Source organism: Labrys sp. (in: a-proteobacteria) (assembly GCF_047605565.1).
GTDB classification, from domain to species: domain Bacteria; phylum Pseudomonadota; class Alphaproteobacteria; order Rhizobiales; family Labraceae; genus Labrys; species Labrys neptuniae.
On record NZ_JASGFM010000017.1, the window covers coordinates 45,707 to 61,837 of the forward strand.

Below are 16,131 nucleotides of genomic sequence, written 5' to 3' on the forward strand. Positions count from 1 at the left end.
GGCGCCTCGCCTCCACAGTTGCCGCCTCAGATCAGTCCGCCATTGGCCCTCAGGGTCTGCCCGTTAATCCAGCCGCCGTCCGGGCTGGCCAGGAAGGCGACCGCAGCGGCGATGTCCTCCGGCGTGCCGAGCCGCTCGAGTGGCGCCATGCGGGTATAGTGCTCGATCAATTCCGCCGATTTGCCGGTGAGGAAGAGATCGGTTGCCGTCGGGCCCGGTGCGATGGCGTTGACCGTGATCGCGCGACCACGCAGTTCCTTGGCCAGCACGCTAGTCAAGGCCTCGATGCCGGCCTTGGTCGCGGCATAGATGCCGTAGCTCGGCTGGCGCAGGCCAACGACGCTCGACGAGAAGTTGATGACGCGTCCGCCCGTACGCAACCGCCGCGCCGCCTCGCGCATGGTGTTGAAGCTGCCCTTGAGATTGACGGCCACCAGCCGATCGAAACCGTCATCGTCCGTCTCGGCGAGCGGGGACAGGGCGATGATGCCGGCATTGTTGACCAGGATGTCCACGCCGCCAAATTCCGCCTGCGCCGCCTCGAACATCGCGGCCACGGCCGCGGGATCGCTCACGTCGGCCTGCAAGGCCAGCGCGCGCCCTCCTGCGCTCTCGATCTCCCGCACCAGGGCCTCGGCGCGCTCGGTATTGCCGGCATAGTTGACGACGACCGAGAAGCCGTCATGCGCCAGGCGCCGGGCGATGGCGGCGCCGATGCCGCGCGAGGCGCCGGTGACGAGGGCGACTTTGCTGCCATTCACAGTCATTTTTCTCTCCTTGAGGTGAGGTTGATCACTGGAGAGCACTATCCTCCTTCTGTCACTTCGGATAATCATGCAAGAATTGATATGACTATTCGGGTTCTACGAACAATGGACCGTTTCGACGCCATCCGGCTCTTCACCCGCATCGTCGAGCGCCGCAGCTTCACCCAGGCGGCACAAGATCTGGGTCTGCCCCGCTCCACCGTGACCGAAGCAATCCGCCACTTGGAGGCGCGCCTTGGCGTCCGCCTGCTCCAGCGTACCACCCGCGTCGTCAGCCCGACGCTGGATGGCGAGGCTTACTATCATCGCTGCCTTGCCATCCTGGCCGACATCGAGGACGCCGAAGCGGCCTTTGGTGACACCAAGCCCCGCGGATTGCTGCGCATCGACGTGCATGGCACGCTCGCCCGGCATTTCCTGCTGCCTGGCCTCACCGATTTCCTGGAACGCTATCCGGGCCTGCAGCTTCATATCGGCGAGGGGGACCGCCTGGTCGATCTCGTGCGCGAAGGCATCGATTGCGTGATCCGGGCCGGCGATCTCCAGGACAGTTCGATGGTAGCCCGCCGGGTCGCCTTGCTCGCCGAGGCGACCTGCGCAAGCCCGGCCTATCTCGCGCGCCATGGCATGCCGACAACACCGGGCGACCTCGAAGGCCACCGCATGGTCGGCTTCGTTTCTTCGGCGACGGGCAGCGTCATGCCGCTCGAATTTCAGGTGGACGGCGCCCTGCGCCATGTCAGCCTGCCCACCGCGCTGACGGTCACGGGATCGGAGGCCCTGTTCGGAGGCGCATTGGCCGGGCTGGGGCTCATTCAGGTGCCGCGCTACCATCTCCTGCCCTATTTCGCCGACGGCCGACTGATCGAAATATTGCCGGCGCATCCGCCGACGCCAACGCCCGTCTCCCTGCTCTATCCGCAGAGCCGCCAGCTCTCGCCGCGGGTTCGCGTCTTCATCGACTGGGTGGCCAAGAGCTTCGCCGGCTGGGCCGATGACGGAGTGATTTCCCGATCACCAGGCCCGGCGTGACACGGACAAGCCAATCGTCGTCCGTCAGGTCTTGCGGAAGGTCAGATTGATGCGATTGCGACCGAGGCGAGGATGCTGCCCCTCCTTCAACGGCAAGATGCCGTGATAGGCCAGGCGCGAAGGGCCACCCCATACCATCACGTCGCCATGCTGGAGCGGCACCTTGCTCGGTCTGTCGCTGCGCGACAGACCGCCGAACTGAAAAATGGCGGGCAGGCCGAGCGAGACCGAGACGATGGGCTTGCTGAAATCACGCTCGTCCTTGTCCTGATGCAACGACATCTTGGCGCCGGGCTCATAGCGGTTGATCAGGCAGGCATCCGGCTCGAAGCCGGGAAATCCCGCCTCGGTCGCCGCTTCGCGCGCGAGGGCTGCAAAGGCTCCTGGCATCTCCGGCCAGGGCTGGCCCGTCTCGGGGTCTTCCGCCGTGTAGCGATAGCCACGCCTGTCGGTTACCCAGCCGGCCCGACCGCAATTGGTCATGGCCACCGACATGGTGAAACCGCCAGGCGTAACCATATGGCGGAAAGGAGCGCCGGCCACCACGGTATCGAGAGCGGCAAGCAGGGCTTCCTCGCCGACGAGGGCACGACCGACGAGCAGCACGGCGCCCTCGGCAATGTCGAGGCGACTGGGCTGGTCGAAGCTGAACAGATCCATCATCTGCCTGTTCTGGCCCATAATCTGGGCGCCTGTGTGACCCAACGGCAGCGCTGTCGATCCCTGCCCCGTTCTGCGATGACGGCGCTTACAAGCGCTCGATCAGCGCCCTCGCCGCGGTGGGTGCCTTGGGCTTGAAGCCGTTGATCATGAAGACGAAGACGTCCCGACTGGCCGCCTGGGAGGGTTTCTTGTCCGATGTCTTGTCGAGGTCGGCAGGCTCGCCACCTTTGGCCCAGGCCTTGGAGCGCTCCGCCCATTTGTCCAGCGCAGCAGCGGAATAACCGAGATCCTCCTCCTCCTTCGCCGCTTGTAGGCGCGCGTAGACAAAGGGAGCCGTGACGTCGTGGATATGCGGGAAATCCGCCTTGTCGGTCAGGACGATGCCGACATCGTAGGCACGCACCAGCTCGATGAACTCAGGCACCTTGAAGCTGTCGTGGCGGACCTCGACGACATGGCGCAACGCATGACCTTCATGGCTCTTGGGCAGGAGCTTGAGGAAGCCTTCGAAATCGGCCGGATCGAACTTCTTGGTGGGCATGAACTGCCAGTTGATCGGCCCGAGCTTCTTCTTCAATTCGACGATGCCGCTGCCGATGAACATGTCGATCGACTTTCCGGCGTCGGACAGCACTTTCTTGTTGGTGGCAAAACGGTTCGCCTTCATCGCGAAGATGAAGTCATCCGGCGTCTCCGCATGCCATTTGGCGAAACTCTCTGGCTTCTGGGAGCCGTAATAGGTGCCATTGATCTCGATCGCCGTCACCTGGCGGCTGGCATATTCGAGTTCCCGCTTCTGGGCCAGGCTGGCGGGATAGAAGCTGCCGCGCCACGGTTCGAAGGTCCAACCACCGATGCCGACGCGGATTTGGCCAGTCATGCGAATTCTCCCGTTTTGTTCTCGGTCGCCAACCGACCATAGTACGCCGAGTCCGGCAACCCGAAACCTCTGGCCCGGGAGCGCTTCTTATCCTGACTGTCCCTGGTTGATCTGCCAGCCCGAAATCCACAATTCGCGCAAGCGGTCGCCCTCATGGCGGAAGTATTGCCCCGTCGGCATGCAGGACAAAGCGCGGTCGGCGCGGAAGTTACGGATCGCCTGCCGCAGCTCGCACCAGGCCACCAGCACGAAAGCCTGCGAATAATAGATCAGGGCGAGCGGGCGCACCGTCCGCCGCGTCTGCTGCCCCTGTTCGTCGCGATAATCGAGCGCGAGCTTTTCCTCGTCGCGAATGGCCCGGCGCACCAGGCCGAGATCGATGCGCTCGGGCGTCGGTGCGATCTCGCCCCAGGCATGCAGCGTGCGCGAGGAGAACAGCTGGCGCAGAGGCTCGGGCACCGCGCCCGCCAGTTTCGCGCCGGCCCGCCGCGAGGCCTGTGTCAGTTCGGGATCGCCGGCACGTTCGATCAGGGCCAGCCCGAGCATCACCGCCTCCGTCTCCTCGATCGAGAACATCAGGGGCGGCAGGTCGAAGCCCGAGCGCAGGACATAGCCGATGCCGCGCTCTCCCTCGATCGGCACCCGCATGGCCTGCAGCGCGGCGATGTCGCGATAGATCGAACGTATCGTGACCTCCAGGGCCTCGGCGATGGCGGCAGCCGTGACCGGCTTCCGCGCTAGCCTGAGAATCTGAATGATCTCGAACAACCGTGCCGCCTTGCGCATGAGCCCCCTTCACAACTGACACATCCCTGTCAGTTGCCTCTCTCTATAGAGGCAGCCAACCCTTTGAAAAAGCGGCGAGGACGTCACCGAACGGGCCTCGCCCCTGGCTGGCAACTGACATGACCTATACCGACAATCTCTGGCTCTTTCTCATCCTGCTCGCCGGCATCATCATCGTGCCGGGCATGGATATGCTCTTCGTGCTCGCCAATGCCTTGACGGGCGGCCGGCGCGCGGGCCTTGCCGCGACCTCGGGCATCATGGCGGGCGGGATCTGCCATACCTTGTTCGGCACGGTCGCCGTCGCCGCCCTCAGCCGGCTGGTCCCCGCCCTCGCCACCACCATGATCCTGGTCGGCTCGGCCTACATGATCTGGATCGGCATCCGGCTGCTGCGCAGCTCGATAACCGTCGGCGAGATCGAAACCGGCCGCGCTGTGGCGCCGGCGCGCATCTTTAGCCAGGGACTGATGACATGCCTGCTCAATCCGAAGGCCTGGCTATTCGTACTGGCGGTCTACCCGCAATTCCTCAACCCGAGCTTCGGGCCGCTCTGGCCCCAGGCTTTGGTGATGGGCCTGATGACGGTGCTGGTACAGTTTGCCGTCTACGGCGGACTGGCCCTGATGGCTGCGCGCGGCCGCGACGCCCTGACCTCGAGCCCTGCCCTCAGCATCTGGGCCGGGCGTAGCGCAGGCCTCCTGCTGGTCGGGGTTGCCGCCTTCGGCCTCGTCCATCGGCTCGCCGGCTTGTGAACGCCGCCTCAGCCTCGGCGCGCGTCCTTGGTCAGCGCCGCAAGAGCGAACTCCACGCTCTGGCGCAGGCTCTGTGTATCGGCACCGGCCTTACCGCTGACCTTGAGGCCGCGCAATGTCGCCTGGATGAAACGTGCAGCGCCCCTGATGTCCATGCCCGCACCGATCTCGGCCGCCGCCCTGGCCTTGCGCAGGCTGCCCTCCAGCGCCGCATCGAGCGCGGCCTCGTTCTCGGCGAGCATGCCGGCAATTTCCTCGTCGTTCCGGCCGAACTCGACGATCGCGCCGACATTCATGCAGCCGAGAGCTCGGAAGGAGGGATCGGCTTCCGCCACCGCCAGCAGCATCCGGCGGATCCCGGCGAGGGGCGATGCTTCCGCGTCGAGTTGCGCAAGCTGATTGGCAAGATTGACCGCCTGATAGCGCCCTAAAGCCTCCAGATAGAGGCGGCGCTTGTCGCCGAACGTGTCGTAGAGGCTCTGGCGACCAATCTTCATCGCCGCAAGCAGATTGTCGGTGGATGCCGCCTCGAAGCCCTTGGCCCAGAACACGGCGGTGGCGCGCTTGAGCGCCTCGTCACGATCGAATTCTCTCGGTCTTGCCATGGCATCAGAAACACTATTTCGGACAGATTTGTCAATAATATTGTTGCGATGCACAAGAATGGGAGTCGTTGCAACAGGATCGGCCCGGCCAAGACCGGCTGCCACCAGGTATCACGCAACCTCCCCAACGGCTTTCGATCGCAGCAGATGTTGGGAAGAGCGCCAGGCAGTTGAAGGCGGTATGTTTGTGATGTCGGCATGCCGCGCCGGTACCGTGAACAGGTGCCGCCTTTGTTTATCTCCAATCACCGGCCGATGGCTGAGGCCTCCCAGGATCTGAAGGGTTTCGACGGTCGGCACGGCCGGTTTTCCGGTCTTGCCGACGGCGAAGACCTGCTCAGCGATGAAAACCGCCAGCAGCAGGGCCATCAGCACCCAGACGAAGATTAACCTTCCCAACTTGACAGCCCGTTCCGGCCTGGACAATTCAGCGGCCGACAACCGCGGCGCGCGAAGCAGCTTCTCCATCTGCCCGGCCGGACTGAACCTACGCCCGAACAAAGGCAAGGGCCAGGCGCGGCGCTTCGAAACGTCGACGGCGATCGCCTTGGTGGCATACTTCCTGCCACGGCTCCCATGCCCCGACAGACGGAACTTGTCGGCTCGTCCGATGGCGCGGGAGCCGATCTCGTAGATCGTGATTGCGAATTTTTCGGCTGCCGGCAGCGAACCAGCGACCTGCTGCGCGAGCCCTGCGAGACCTTGCGCCGGCATGGTGAAGGTCTTGCCTTCGGTACTGTCGCAATTGACGATGCCGACAATCGAGATGCGTTTGCCGGCCGATCTGGTCAGCACATAGTCGCAGTGCTGCAACAACGCCTCCGATTGTGGCAGGGCTCCCAGCCTGTAGCCGTGTTTGGCGACCAGATAGCGAGCGTAATAGCGGGAAAAATGTTCACGCTCCGTCGCAGACCCATCCATCGGCTCGCCTTGCCTTTCCCGCCACCCCTCCCCGATGTTTGCATGAGGGCTTGTCCGCTTGGCAACGTGGATTTGAGCGCCAAAGAGCGGTCGAGCCGGATTGTTGTGGGCGACGATCCAATCCCGACGGCGCTGCCGCCATGTTGCAAACGCGCAGCAGCATCGCGTGATCGGCCTCGCAATTGACCGCGCTTTCCTGTATGGGCTGCTGCATCAGTGAAATCCTGCAGAAGTGGACGCTGGCGCGCGGACTTGTCTTTTGGGCGCGCCGCCCCCGGACCCGGCATTTCACATGACCGGTTTTCTCATCTGACAGGTTCATTCCGTGACACTTCCTTCCCTGAACCCGGCGCTGCGCCAGGCTCTGACCGATCGCAATTTCGAAGAACTCACCCCGGTTCAGTCCGCCGTGCTGGCCGATGATGCCGCCGACCGCGACCTGCTGGTTTCAGCCCAGACCGGCTCGGGCAAGACGGTGGCCTATGGCCTTGCTATCGCCCGCGACCTGCTCGGCGACGACGAGCGCTTCGAACAGGCCGATGCCCCCCTGGCCCTGATCATCGCGCCGACCCGCGAGCTCGCCATACAGGTCGAGCGTGAATTGCTCTGGCTCTACCAGAAGGCTGGTGGGCGTGTGGTTTCCTGCGTTGGCGGCATGGACCCGCGCCGCGAGCGCCGCCTGCTCGCCGACGGTGCCCATATCGTGGTCGGCACGCCCGGCCGCCTGCGCGACCACATCGAACGCAAGGGCATCGATCTCTCAGCCCTGCGTGCCGTAGTGCTCGACGAGGCCGACGAGATGCTCGACCTGGGCTTCCGCGAGGATCTCGAGTTCATCCTCAAAGCCACCCCGGACGACCGTCGTACCCTCCTCTTCTCGGCAACCATGCCCAAGGGCATCGTCGCCATCGCGCGCACCTATCAGAAGGATGCGTTGCGCATCGAGGTGAAGACCGCCGAGCGCGGCCATGCCGACATCGAATACCGCGCCATCCGCGTTTCTCCCAAGGAAACCGAGCATGCTGTCGTCAACCTGCTCCGCCTCGTCGCCTCCCCCACCACGATCGTGTTCTGCAATACGCGCGAATCCGTGCGCCATCTACATGCCACCCTGCGCGAACGCGGCTTTTCGGCCGTGCTGCTCTCGGGTGAGCTCGGCCAGCATGAGCGCAACCAGGCGCTGCAGGCCCTGCGCGACGGCCACGCCCAGATCTGCGTCGCCACAGACGTGGCGGCGCGTGGCATAGACCTGCCCAATCTCGGCCTGGTCATCCATGCCGACCTGCCCACCGACGCCGAGAAGCTGCAGCACCGCTCTGGCCGCACCGGCCGCGCCGGCCGCAAGGGCATCAGCGCCCTGCTGGTGCCGATGTCGCGCCGCCGCAAGGCGGAGATCCTGCTCAGTCAGGCAGGCGTGAAAGCTCAGTGGATGGGGCCGCCGACCGCCGATGAAATCCGCGTGCTCGACCAGCAGCGCATGCTGGAAGATCCGCTGCTGACGGAAGCCCCCGGCGAGGAAGACCTGGCCATCGCCAAGCTGCTGCTCGAAAACCGCAGTGCCGAGGACATCGCCGCGGCGCTCGCCCGCGTCTATCGCGCTCGCCTGCCCGAGCCCGAGGAGATCAGCGACCCGGGCGAGCGCTTCGAGCGGCGCGATCGCAAGCCCTCGCGCTTCGAGCGCGACGACCGCTATGGCCGCGACGAGCGCCCCTCCCGCTTCGAGCGCGACGACCGTCCCGAGCGCTCCGAGCGTCCGCGCCGCTTCGAGCGCGAGGAGGTGCCGGCCGATCCCGATGCCGTGCTGTTCCGCCTCTCGATCGGACGCCGCAACAATGCCGATCCCAAATGGCTGCTGCCGATGCTCTGCCGCCGCGGCGGCGTGAAGCGCCGCGACATCGGCAACATCAAGATCCTCGACAATGAGACCGTGGTGGAGATCGCCAAGGAAGCCGCTGAGCACTTTGCCGCCAATGCCCGCCGGCCCGACGAGGAAAACATCCGCATCCAGCCCTATCGCGACCGCGGTGGCGAGGATGCGCCGCGCGAGCCTAAGCCGCACCGCAAGGGTCCGAAGAAGCCGTGGTCCGATGAAAAGAAGCCTTGGTCGGACGAAAAGCCCGGGAAAAGGCGCGGTCGTGGGGCCTAGAGCAAAGTGCGATTTCGTTGAATCGCACTTTCTCTCTAACTCTTTGTTTTAACGCGTTTTATTAATCGAAAAGTCTATCAACTTTTCTGGAAAACGCTCTAAGGCGAGACAGATAGGGCGCGACCGCTCAAAACTCCCATGGTGATATCAGATCGAGGCCGGTCGTTTCGAAATCGGCCCGATTTCGAGTGGCCAGTCGCCCGCCATTGACGCGCGAAATCGCGGCAATCATGCCGTCCGGGGCGGACATCGGCCGCCCCCCCCCCGGCGCAAGGCCTCGGCCATGATGTCGCCATAGGTGAGTACCGCCTCCTCCGTCAGGCCGAAAATTCGGTCGGCAAAGCAAGGTCGCTGTCGAAGCGGACGAGCCGCGCCATTACGGCCTCGTCCGGCGCTTTGCGAAGGCTTTCTGAGACGACATCGGTGTCGAGAAAAATCAAAGATCGATGCCCGAATGCGGCCGCCGGGACTCTTTGATTGCGGCTTCCAAATCAATCTCGCTTCCCGCTTGAGAAGTAAGACGCGCATAGAAGGCGGCGGCCGGCTCCCTTCCCGCTTCCCGAATTTCATAGGCCTCGAGGGCCCGTTCGACGATGTCGGCAATGGAACGCCTCTCGCGCCGGGCGAGGCGATGAGCAAGGTCTCGTGCCTTGGCGCTTCTAACTGAAAGTTGAGATTCGGCCACATCACTGCTCCTCGTCCTCGACACAAGATAGGAAAAGAGCAATTGCCATCGAGATGGCCATTGCCGGCAAGTCAGCACGTCAATCGAGTTCTTCTTAAAGTCCCCCTTGCTTTTCCTTCCGCAAACCCCTATTTGCCCCATCCCAATTCGTTACCCGCCACAAGGCACCGGACCCATGCGGAAATCATCGTCGATATCGCTGATGATCCCGAGGAACATCGATTCCTCGGCCGCACGCGCTTTGCCCTAGGCCGGACCGAAATCACCTGAGATCGAGCCAGCCCGGACGCAAAAGCGGTTCCGGGCACTTTTTTGGCTCTCGTGGTGCCCTGAGCCGTGCAATCTCCCAAGCGAGGGCCGGCAAGCACCACAGGTGTAGCATGACCAAGGAAAAGTTCACCCGGTTGAAGCCCCATTGCAATGTGGGCACCATCGGCCACGTCGACCATGGCAAGACGACGCTGACCGCGGTGCTCACCAAGGTCTCGGCAGACCGAGGCTGGGGAGCTTTCGTCTCGTATCAGGACGTGGCCCGCGCCTCTGCCGCCCAGGGCACTCGCGATGCCTCGAAGATCCTCACCATCGCCTCCGGGCATGTCGAGTTCTCGACCGAGAACCGCCACTATGCCCATGTCGACTGCCCCGGCCATGCCGATTATGTGAAGAACATGATCACCGGCGCGGCGCAGATGGACGGCGCCATCCTCGTGGTGTCCGCGCTGGACGGCCCCATGCCGCAGACGCGCGAGCACATCCTGCTGGCGCGGCAGATTGGGGTGCCCCGCATCGTGGTGTTCCTCAACAAGTGCGATGCGGTGGAGGATCCGGAACTGATCGACCTTGTCGAGCTCGAGATCCGCGAGCTGCTGACACGGCAGAACTACGAGGGCGACAAGGTGCCCTTCATCCGCGGTTCCGCCCTGCAGGCCCTGAACGGGGTCAAGGGCGAACTGGCGGATGAGGCGATCCTCCGGCTCTTCGAGGCGCTGGACAGCACGATCGAGCTGCCCGAGCGCGCCGAGGACCGACCCTTCCTGATGCCGATCGAGAGCGTGCGCACCATCTCTGGCCGGGGCACGGTGATCACAGGCCTGATCGCGCGCGGCGCGGTCAGGCTCGGCGACGAGGTCGAGCTCGTCGGCTTCGGTGCCCGTCGCAAGACGGTGGTCACCTCCATCGAGACCTTCCAGAAGATTCTGGACAAAGGTCTTGCCGGAGAGAATGTCGGCTGCCTGCTGCGCGGCGTCGAGCTCAAGGAAGTCCGGCGCGGCCAGGTCCTGGCCAAGCCCGGTACGGTGGAGCCGCATGCCCGCTTCGAGGCAGAGGTCCACGTCCTCAGCAAGGAGGAAGGCGGGCGTCATACGCCTTTCTTCGGCCATTACCGGCCGCAGTTCTTCTTCCGCACGGCCAACGTCACCGGCGGCATCGAACTCCCGCCGGACGTCGAGATGGTGATGCCCGGCGATACCGTCGTACTCACCATCGCCCTCAACCAAGCCATCGCGCTCGAAGCCAATACGCGCTTCGCCATCCGCGAGGGCAACCGCACGGTGGGGGCCGGCGTGATCAACCGGCTGCTCGACTAAGGGCAGCACGGCGGAGGGCGGGCAACTGCCCTCCGCATTCAACGTGGACTTGGACTTTCAGGACAGAGCGCGACCAGCCTTCTCCCCTTGCGGGACCTGGCACTTCCTTTTGAAGTGCCTCGGGTGGCCGAGTGCAACGAGGTCGGATGAGGGGTGTTGGCAAAAAGCCCGCAAGGCAGTGTTTCTCCCCTCATCCGGTGCTTCGCACCACCTTCTCCCGCAAGGGGAGAAGGCTGGTCGCGCCTCATCCGGCCCGCTCCTGGCCCGCTCCGATCGCCGACTCCAGCAGGGTACGCACCGAGGTTTGCAGATGCTCTTCGAGCCGCATCTGCGCGTCTTCGATGATCCCGGCTTTCAGGGCCCGCAGAATGCCCAGATGCTCCGCCAGCGCCGTGCGATACCGCTCGATCTCGTCATCCTTGCGCCATTGATAGTGGTAGTGAAAGACGAAGGAGACGACATCGTAGAAGCTTGTCACGAAGCGATTGTTGAGCTGGTCTACCAGGAAGCGGTGAAAGCGACGGTCGAGTTGCGGAAACTGGCGGATGACCTCGTCCCCTCCCCGGCTCATGGCCTCATGCGTCTCGATCAGCCGGCCAATCTCCCGCCATACCGGATCGTCACTGCTCCGCTGCGTGAAGAGGCGGATCGCCTCGATCTCGAAAGTGCGCCGCGTTGCCGCAAGCTCACGGGCGAAGGGGGCATCGAAGGCGCAGAGCCGCCAGCCTCCGCGCGGCGCCTTCTCGACCAGGCCGTAGCGTGAAAAACCGATCAAGAATTCGCGCACGCTCACCGTACTGGCGCCGAAAGTCCGTGCGAGTTCAGCCTCCGAGAAATTGCGTCCAGGCATCAGATCCCCGGCGACAGCCATTTCGAGGAAGCGCCGTTCCACCAGATCCGAACGGCTCTCGGTTTCGGCCACGCCGAAATAATCCGAGGCCAACGGCAGTCGGTGCAGCAAGGTGCGCCGGCCGTCGCGCCGGACCAGCCCCGCTTGTTCCAGGCCTTCGAGGGCCGAACGCATCGCCGTACGGCTCACGCCGATTTCGCGCGCCAGCACCGCCTCCGGCGGCAGCAGCGCGCCGGGCTGCAGCTTCGCCATGATGTCGAGGGCCAGATTGGTGGCCTTCATCGAGACATTGCGCGGGCGCGGCATCGCCGTTCCTCAAGATTGCAGTCGCATTTCGTTTTCGCTCGACGTCTGGTCGTCTCTGCGTGGCCCGCTTAGACGCGATTCATCGCTGCACAATCAAGCGGTGCTGAAGTGACCGGGCCAATATGAACGCGACGCTTTGTGCCCTTGCCGCCCCCAGCAGCACATGTTAGTGTTCTCTATAAATAAAAGACACTTTGGTCACAAGAGTGTCGAGGAAACGCACAATGCTCGCCACCCGGCTCGAACCGAGTGATGCCGCACTGGAAGCGCGCGGCATCTCCAAACGGTTCGCAGGCGTCCCCGTCCTGCACGACGTCGACTTCTCGATCGCGGCCGGAGAGGTGCACGCGCTCGTCGGCGAGAACGGTGCCGGCAAGTCCACCTTGATGAAGATCGTCAGCGGCATCTTGACCGAGTTCGACGGCAACCTTTTCAGCCGTGGCCGCGGCCTGCGTTTCGCCTCGGTACGGGATGCCCAGGCTGCCGGCGTCGCCATCATCCACCAGGAGCTCAACCTCATTCCCGAGATGAGCGTGGCCGAGAACATCTTCCTCGGCCGCGAACCCCGTATCGCCGGGCTGTTCGTCGACCGCCGTGCCCTTGCCCGCGCCGCCGCCAACCTGCTCACCGGCTTCGGCGTCGCCCTCGATCCCGAAGCGCGGGTCGGGTCGCTGCGGGTCGGCGAGCAGCAACTGGTCGAGATCGCCAAGGCGCTTTCGCTGGAGGCGCGGGTCCTGATCATGGATGAGCCGACCTCGGCCCTGTCGCCGAGCGAATGCGAGCGCCTGTTCGGCATCATCCGCAAGCTCGCCGCCTCGGGCGTGGCCATCGTCTATATCAGCCACCGCATGGATGAAGTTTCCCTGCTCGCCGATCGCGTCACGGTAATGCGTGACGGGCGGCGCGTGCTGACGGCTGCCATGGCGGAGCTGACGCCCGAGCGCATCATCGCCAGCATGGTCGGCCGCGATCTCAGCCTCGCGACGCCGCCCCACACGCCTGATCGCTCTGCCGAAGCCCTTGCCGTGCAAGGTCTCGGCCTCAGCCTTCCCCAGACGCGCGGCGGTTGGAAACGCGTGCTGCGCGACGTGTCCTTCAACCTGCATCGCGGCGAGATCCTCGGCATTGCCGGCCTGCTCGGCTCCGGCCGCACCGAGATTCTGGAAACGATTTTCGGGGCCACCATGGGACGCCGTGAGGGCCGGATCGTCGTCGACGGCGTCGAAGCCCGGATCGACAGCCCGCGCCAGGCCATCCGGCACGGCCTCGCTTTGGTGACGGAAGACCGCAAGGCGACCGGGCTCCTCCTGCAATCGGCCATCCGTGACAATGTCTCCCTGCCTTCCCAGCCCTTGCAGCGGCGCTTCGGCCTGCGCGACGACGGCCTGGAAACCCGGCTTGCCCGCGAGGCGATCGCCAGCCTCTCCGTGCGCTGCCGCTCGGACGAACAGGTCGTAGCCGAACTCTCCGGCGGCAATCAGCAGAAGGTGGTGATCGGCAAATGGCTCGCCATCGGCCCGCGCATCCTGCTGCTCGACGAGCCGACGCGCGGCATCGACATCGGCGCGAAGAAGGAAATCTACGATCTGATCTTCCGCCTTGCCGGACAGGGCATGGCCATCCTCGTCGTCAGCTCCGAACTGCCCGAATTGCTGCTGCTCTCCGATCGCGTGCTGGTCATGCAGGAAGGGCGCCAGGCCGGCATCCTCGAACGCGGGGAGGCCAGCGAGGAAGCGATCATGACCCTCGCTTCGCCGCGGCGGTCTGGAAGCTCCCGTTCGCAGTCTCCGGCCGGCGACTTGCTTGCAGGCGGGTCCGAAGACCCGCCCCCCGATATTCCGCGCCCCTCGCCTTCCTCCATGAGCCGTCAATGACCTTTCTGAGACTTCTGTCGCGGACCAAGCTGTATTGGGGCCTCGCCGCCCTCTTTGCGATCGGTGTCGCCTTTTCGCCGGTCACCTCCAAGGGGCGGAACATCTTCCTGACCTCCGGCAATCTCTCCGACGTACTGCGCCAGGTCTCGATCACCGGCCTTGTCGCCGTCGGCATGACCATGGTGATCCTGATCGGCGGCATCGACCTGTCCGTCGGCTCGATCCTGGCCCTGGGCACCGTGCTGGCGGCGCTGCTGCTCACCCAGCCGGGTCTCACCGTGGCAGCGGGCATCGCCCTGCCTGTCACCTTCCTGGTCGCAATGGTCGGCGTCGCCCTGATCGTTTCCTTCGTCTCCGGCCAGCTCGGCATGGGCAGATCCGTGGCAACGGCGACATTGATCCGTCACGACCGGCGGCGATCGGCGCTTTCGGCCATCTGGCTGCCTCTCGTCGCGGGCATCGTCGTCGCGGGACTCCTGACGCTCTGGCTCGCCTCCCAGGCCGGCAGCCAGTTCGGCATGCCCGGCGTGCTGATTGCGGTGTCCTGCGTCGGACTCGCAGTCGGCGCGCTCAATGGGGCGATCATCGTCAGCGGCCGCCTGCAGCCCTTCATCGTCACCTTGGCGATGATGGTCACCATGCTCGGCCTCGCCCGCCTGGTCGCCGGCCAGGACAGTGCCGTGGTCGCCGTCTATTCCGGCACCAACGCCACCACCGACATCGATCTCCTGCGCGCCGTGCTCTGGGGCGTGCTGCCCGTGCCCGGCCTGTTCTTCCTGGCCGCCCTCGCCCTCTTCATGGTGGTGCTGAAGTTCACCGCCTTCGGCCGCTATGTCTATGCCATCGGCGGCAATGAGGAGGCGACACGCCTGTCCGGCATTGCCGTCACCCCGGTGAAGATCGCGACCTATGCCTTCTCGGGCATGCTCGCCTGCATCGCCGGCGTGCTCTATGTGGCGCAATACCGCCAGGGCAAGCCCGACGCCGGCGTCGGCCTCGAACTCGACGCCATCGCCGCCGTGGTGATCGGCGGCACCAGCCTGATGGGCGGGCGCGGGAGTCTCGCCGGCACGCTGGTCGGCGTGCTCATCTTCGGCCTGCTCACCAACATCCTGCAGCTTCACAACATCTCCACCAACGTCCAGTTGGTGATGAAGGGGCTGATCATCATCCTCACCGTGCTGCTGCAGGAACGCAATCTTGGCCAGATCTTCGCGTCGCTCAAGACGAGCCCGCAAGCCGAGGCACAGGATGAGAAGACCTATAACAAGCTGGAGGAAACCCCATGATCAATCGCCGGAACTTCATCCATGCCGCGCTCGCCGGCGGCGGCGCCATGCTGATCCCGTTGGGCTGGACGCCGCGCGCCCTTGCCGACGACAAGAAATATACGATCGGCTTTTCGCAAGCGACGACGCTCGAGCCCTGGCGCGTCCAGTTCAACAAGGACCTGAAGGCGGAGGCCGAGAAGCATCCCAACGTCAACCTGCTGATGGCCGATGCCGAGGACAAGACCGAAAAGCAGGTGTCGGACACCGAGAGCTTCATCACCCAGGAAGTCGACGCCATCCTGATCAGCCCGAAGGAATCGGCCGGCCTGACTGCGGTTGTCGAAAAGGCGATGGACGCCAAGATCCCGGTCTTCGTGCTCGACCGCAACGTCAATTCCGAGAAATACACCCAGTGGATCGGCGGCGACAATGTGGTGATCGGCCGTGCCGTCGGTGACTTCGTGGTCAAGACCCTGGGCGGGGCCGGCAAGGCCAAGGGCAATGTCGTCGAGATCTGGGGCGGCCTCGGCACCCAGGCGAGCCACGACCGCTCCAATGGCTATCACGAGAAGGCGGACAAGGAGAGTGGCATCAAGCATCTCCTCAACCAGCAATCGGCCGACTGGAAACAGGCCAAGGCCTATGAGGTTATGTCGACGGCCCTACGCAATTTCGAGGACATCAACCTGGTCTATGGCCACAACGACCCCATGGCCTATGGCGCCTATCTTGCTGCCAAGGATGCCGGCCGGGAAAAGAACATCCTGTTCGTCGGTGTCGACGCCCTGCCCAATGAAGGTGTCAAATACGTCCATGACGGCGTGCTTGCGGCAACCTTCGTCTATCCCACACCCGGCGCCGAGGGCCTGCGCCAGGCTCTGAAGGTGCTGGGCGGCGGGACGGTCGAGAAAAAGCTGGTGCTGGATACCCAGACCATCACCAAGGACAATGCCGACGCCATTTTGAAGGCGAACGGATTGCTGTGATTTTTAAAGGAGACGGCC

The 16,131-nt window shown here is 64.3% G+C and carries 15 protein-coding genes and 1 pseudogene; 7 read left to right on the plus strand and 9 right to left on the minus strand.

Features of this window, described 5'->3' with window-relative positions; translation table 11 throughout:
• Window positions 1-26: 26 nt before the first annotated feature.
• Entirely contained in the window at window positions 27-767 is a 741-nt protein-coding gene (locus QM672_RS16505; protein ID WP_415083836.1) for an SDR family oxidoreductase, read from the minus strand.
• Window positions 768-872: 105 nt separating this feature from the next.
• On the opposite strand from QM672_RS16505, the gene QM672_RS16510 reads away from it, so the two are divergent.
• Entirely contained in the window at window positions 873-1,799 is a 927-nt protein-coding gene (locus QM672_RS16510) for a LysR family transcriptional regulator (RefSeq protein ID WP_415083838.1), read from the plus strand.
• A 24-nt stretch (window positions 1,800-1,823) separates the two neighbouring features.
• Here the strand turns inward: QM672_RS16510 and alkB are convergent, their stop codons facing one another.
• From alkB to QM672_RS16525, 3 genes are all read right to left on the minus strand, one after another.
• On the minus strand, window positions 1,824-2,462 hold the full coding sequence (gene alkB, locus QM672_RS16515) for a DNA oxidative demethylase AlkB (protein ID WP_311944353.1): 639 nt from the start codon (window positions 2,460-2,462) through the stop codon (window positions 1,824-1,826).
• Between the two features lie 85 nt (window positions 2,463-2,547).
• Entirely contained in the window at window positions 2,548-3,342 is a 795-nt protein-coding gene (locus tag QM672_RS16520) for a DUF72 domain-containing protein (protein WP_311944355.1), read from the minus strand.
• An 87-nt stretch (window positions 3,343-3,429) separates the two neighbouring features.
• Window positions 3,430-4,128 carry a YafY family protein gene (locus QM672_RS16525; protein WP_311944356.1) on the minus strand — a complete coding sequence of 233 codons (699 nt, stop codon included), beginning with the start codon at window positions 4,126-4,128 and terminating at the stop codon, window positions 3,430-3,432.
• Window positions 4,129-4,247: 119 nt separating this feature from the next.
• Here QM672_RS16525 and QM672_RS16530 point away from each other — a divergent pair, with 119 nt between their 5' ends.
• Window positions 4,248-4,883, plus strand: coding sequence for a LysE family translocator (locus tag QM672_RS16530; protein WP_415083842.1), 636 nt, complete (start codon window positions 4,248-4,250; stop codon window positions 4,881-4,883).
• 8 nt (window positions 4,884-4,891) lie between these two features.
• On the opposite strand, the gene QM672_RS16535 is transcribed toward QM672_RS16530, so the two are convergent.
• Window positions 4,892-5,488, minus strand: coding sequence for a TetR/AcrR family transcriptional regulator (locus tag QM672_RS16535; protein WP_415083844.1), 597 nt, complete (start codon window positions 5,486-5,488; stop codon window positions 4,892-4,894).
• 111 nt (window positions 5,489-5,599) lie between these two features.
• On the minus strand, window positions 5,600-6,409 hold the full coding sequence (locus QM672_RS16540; protein ID WP_367623322.1) for a hypothetical protein: 810 nt from the start codon (window positions 6,407-6,409) through the stop codon (window positions 5,600-5,602).
• 325 nt (window positions 6,410-6,734) lie between these two features.
• On the opposite strand from QM672_RS16540, the gene QM672_RS16545 reads away from it, so the two are divergent.
• Entirely contained in the window at window positions 6,735-8,555 is a 1,821-nt protein-coding gene (locus QM672_RS16545) for a DEAD/DEAH box helicase (RefSeq protein WP_367623323.1), read from the plus strand.
• 127 nt (window positions 8,556-8,682) lie between these two features.
• On the opposite strand, the pseudogene QM672_RS16550 reads toward QM672_RS16545, so the two are convergent.
• Both QM672_RS16550 and QM672_RS16555 read right to left on the minus strand, forming a co-directional pair.
• Window positions 8,683-8,995 (minus strand): annotated as a pseudogene (locus QM672_RS16550) (type II toxin-antitoxin system VapC family toxin).
• Window positions 8,992-9,240, minus strand: coding sequence for a type II toxin-antitoxin system VapB family antitoxin (locus tag QM672_RS16555; protein ID WP_415083848.1), 249 nt, complete (start codon window positions 9,238-9,240; stop codon window positions 8,992-8,994). The pseudogene QM672_RS16550 and the gene QM672_RS16555 overlap by 4 nt, the downstream one beginning before the upstream one ends.
• Window positions 9,241-9,620: 380 nt before the next feature.
• On the opposite strand from QM672_RS16555, the gene tuf reads away from it, so the two are divergent.
• On the plus strand, window positions 9,621-10,826 hold the full coding sequence (tuf, locus tag QM672_RS16560; RefSeq protein WP_415083851.1) for an elongation factor Tu: 1,206 nt from the start codon (window positions 9,621-9,623) through the stop codon (window positions 10,824-10,826).
• 244 nt (window positions 10,827-11,070) lie between these two features.
• Here the strand turns inward: tuf and QM672_RS16565 are convergent, their stop codons facing one another.
• Window positions 11,071-11,982, minus strand: a complete 912-nt coding sequence (locus QM672_RS16565) for a GntR family transcriptional regulator (RefSeq protein ID WP_415083853.1) — start codon at window positions 11,980-11,982, stop codon at window positions 11,071-11,073.
• 224 nt (window positions 11,983-12,206) lie between these two features.
• Between QM672_RS16565 and QM672_RS16570 the strand changes: the two genes are divergently transcribed.
• The 3 genes from QM672_RS16570 to QM672_RS16580 are packed head-to-tail and all read left to right on the plus strand — an operon-like array spanning window position 12,207 to window position 16,113.
• Window positions 12,207-13,856 (plus strand): sugar ABC transporter ATP-binding protein, encoded by a 1,650-nt coding sequence (locus QM672_RS16570; RefSeq protein WP_415083855.1) that lies wholly within the window; start codon window positions 12,207-12,209, stop codon window positions 13,854-13,856.
• The gene (locus tag QM672_RS16575) at window positions 13,853-15,145 is read left to right on the plus strand and encodes an ABC transporter permease (RefSeq protein ID WP_415083857.1); all 1,293 of its coding nucleotides are present in this window, start codon (window positions 13,853-13,855) and stop codon (window positions 15,143-15,145) included. The genes QM672_RS16570 and QM672_RS16575 overlap by 4 nt, the downstream gene beginning before the upstream one ends.
• A gap of 47 nt (window positions 15,146-15,192) precedes the next feature.
• Window positions 15,193-16,113 carry a substrate-binding domain-containing protein gene (locus QM672_RS16580; protein WP_311944405.1) on the plus strand — a complete coding sequence of 307 codons (921 nt, stop codon included), beginning with the start codon at window positions 15,193-15,195 and terminating at the stop codon, window positions 16,111-16,113.
• The last annotated feature ends 18 nt before the right edge of the window (window positions 16,114-16,131 follow it).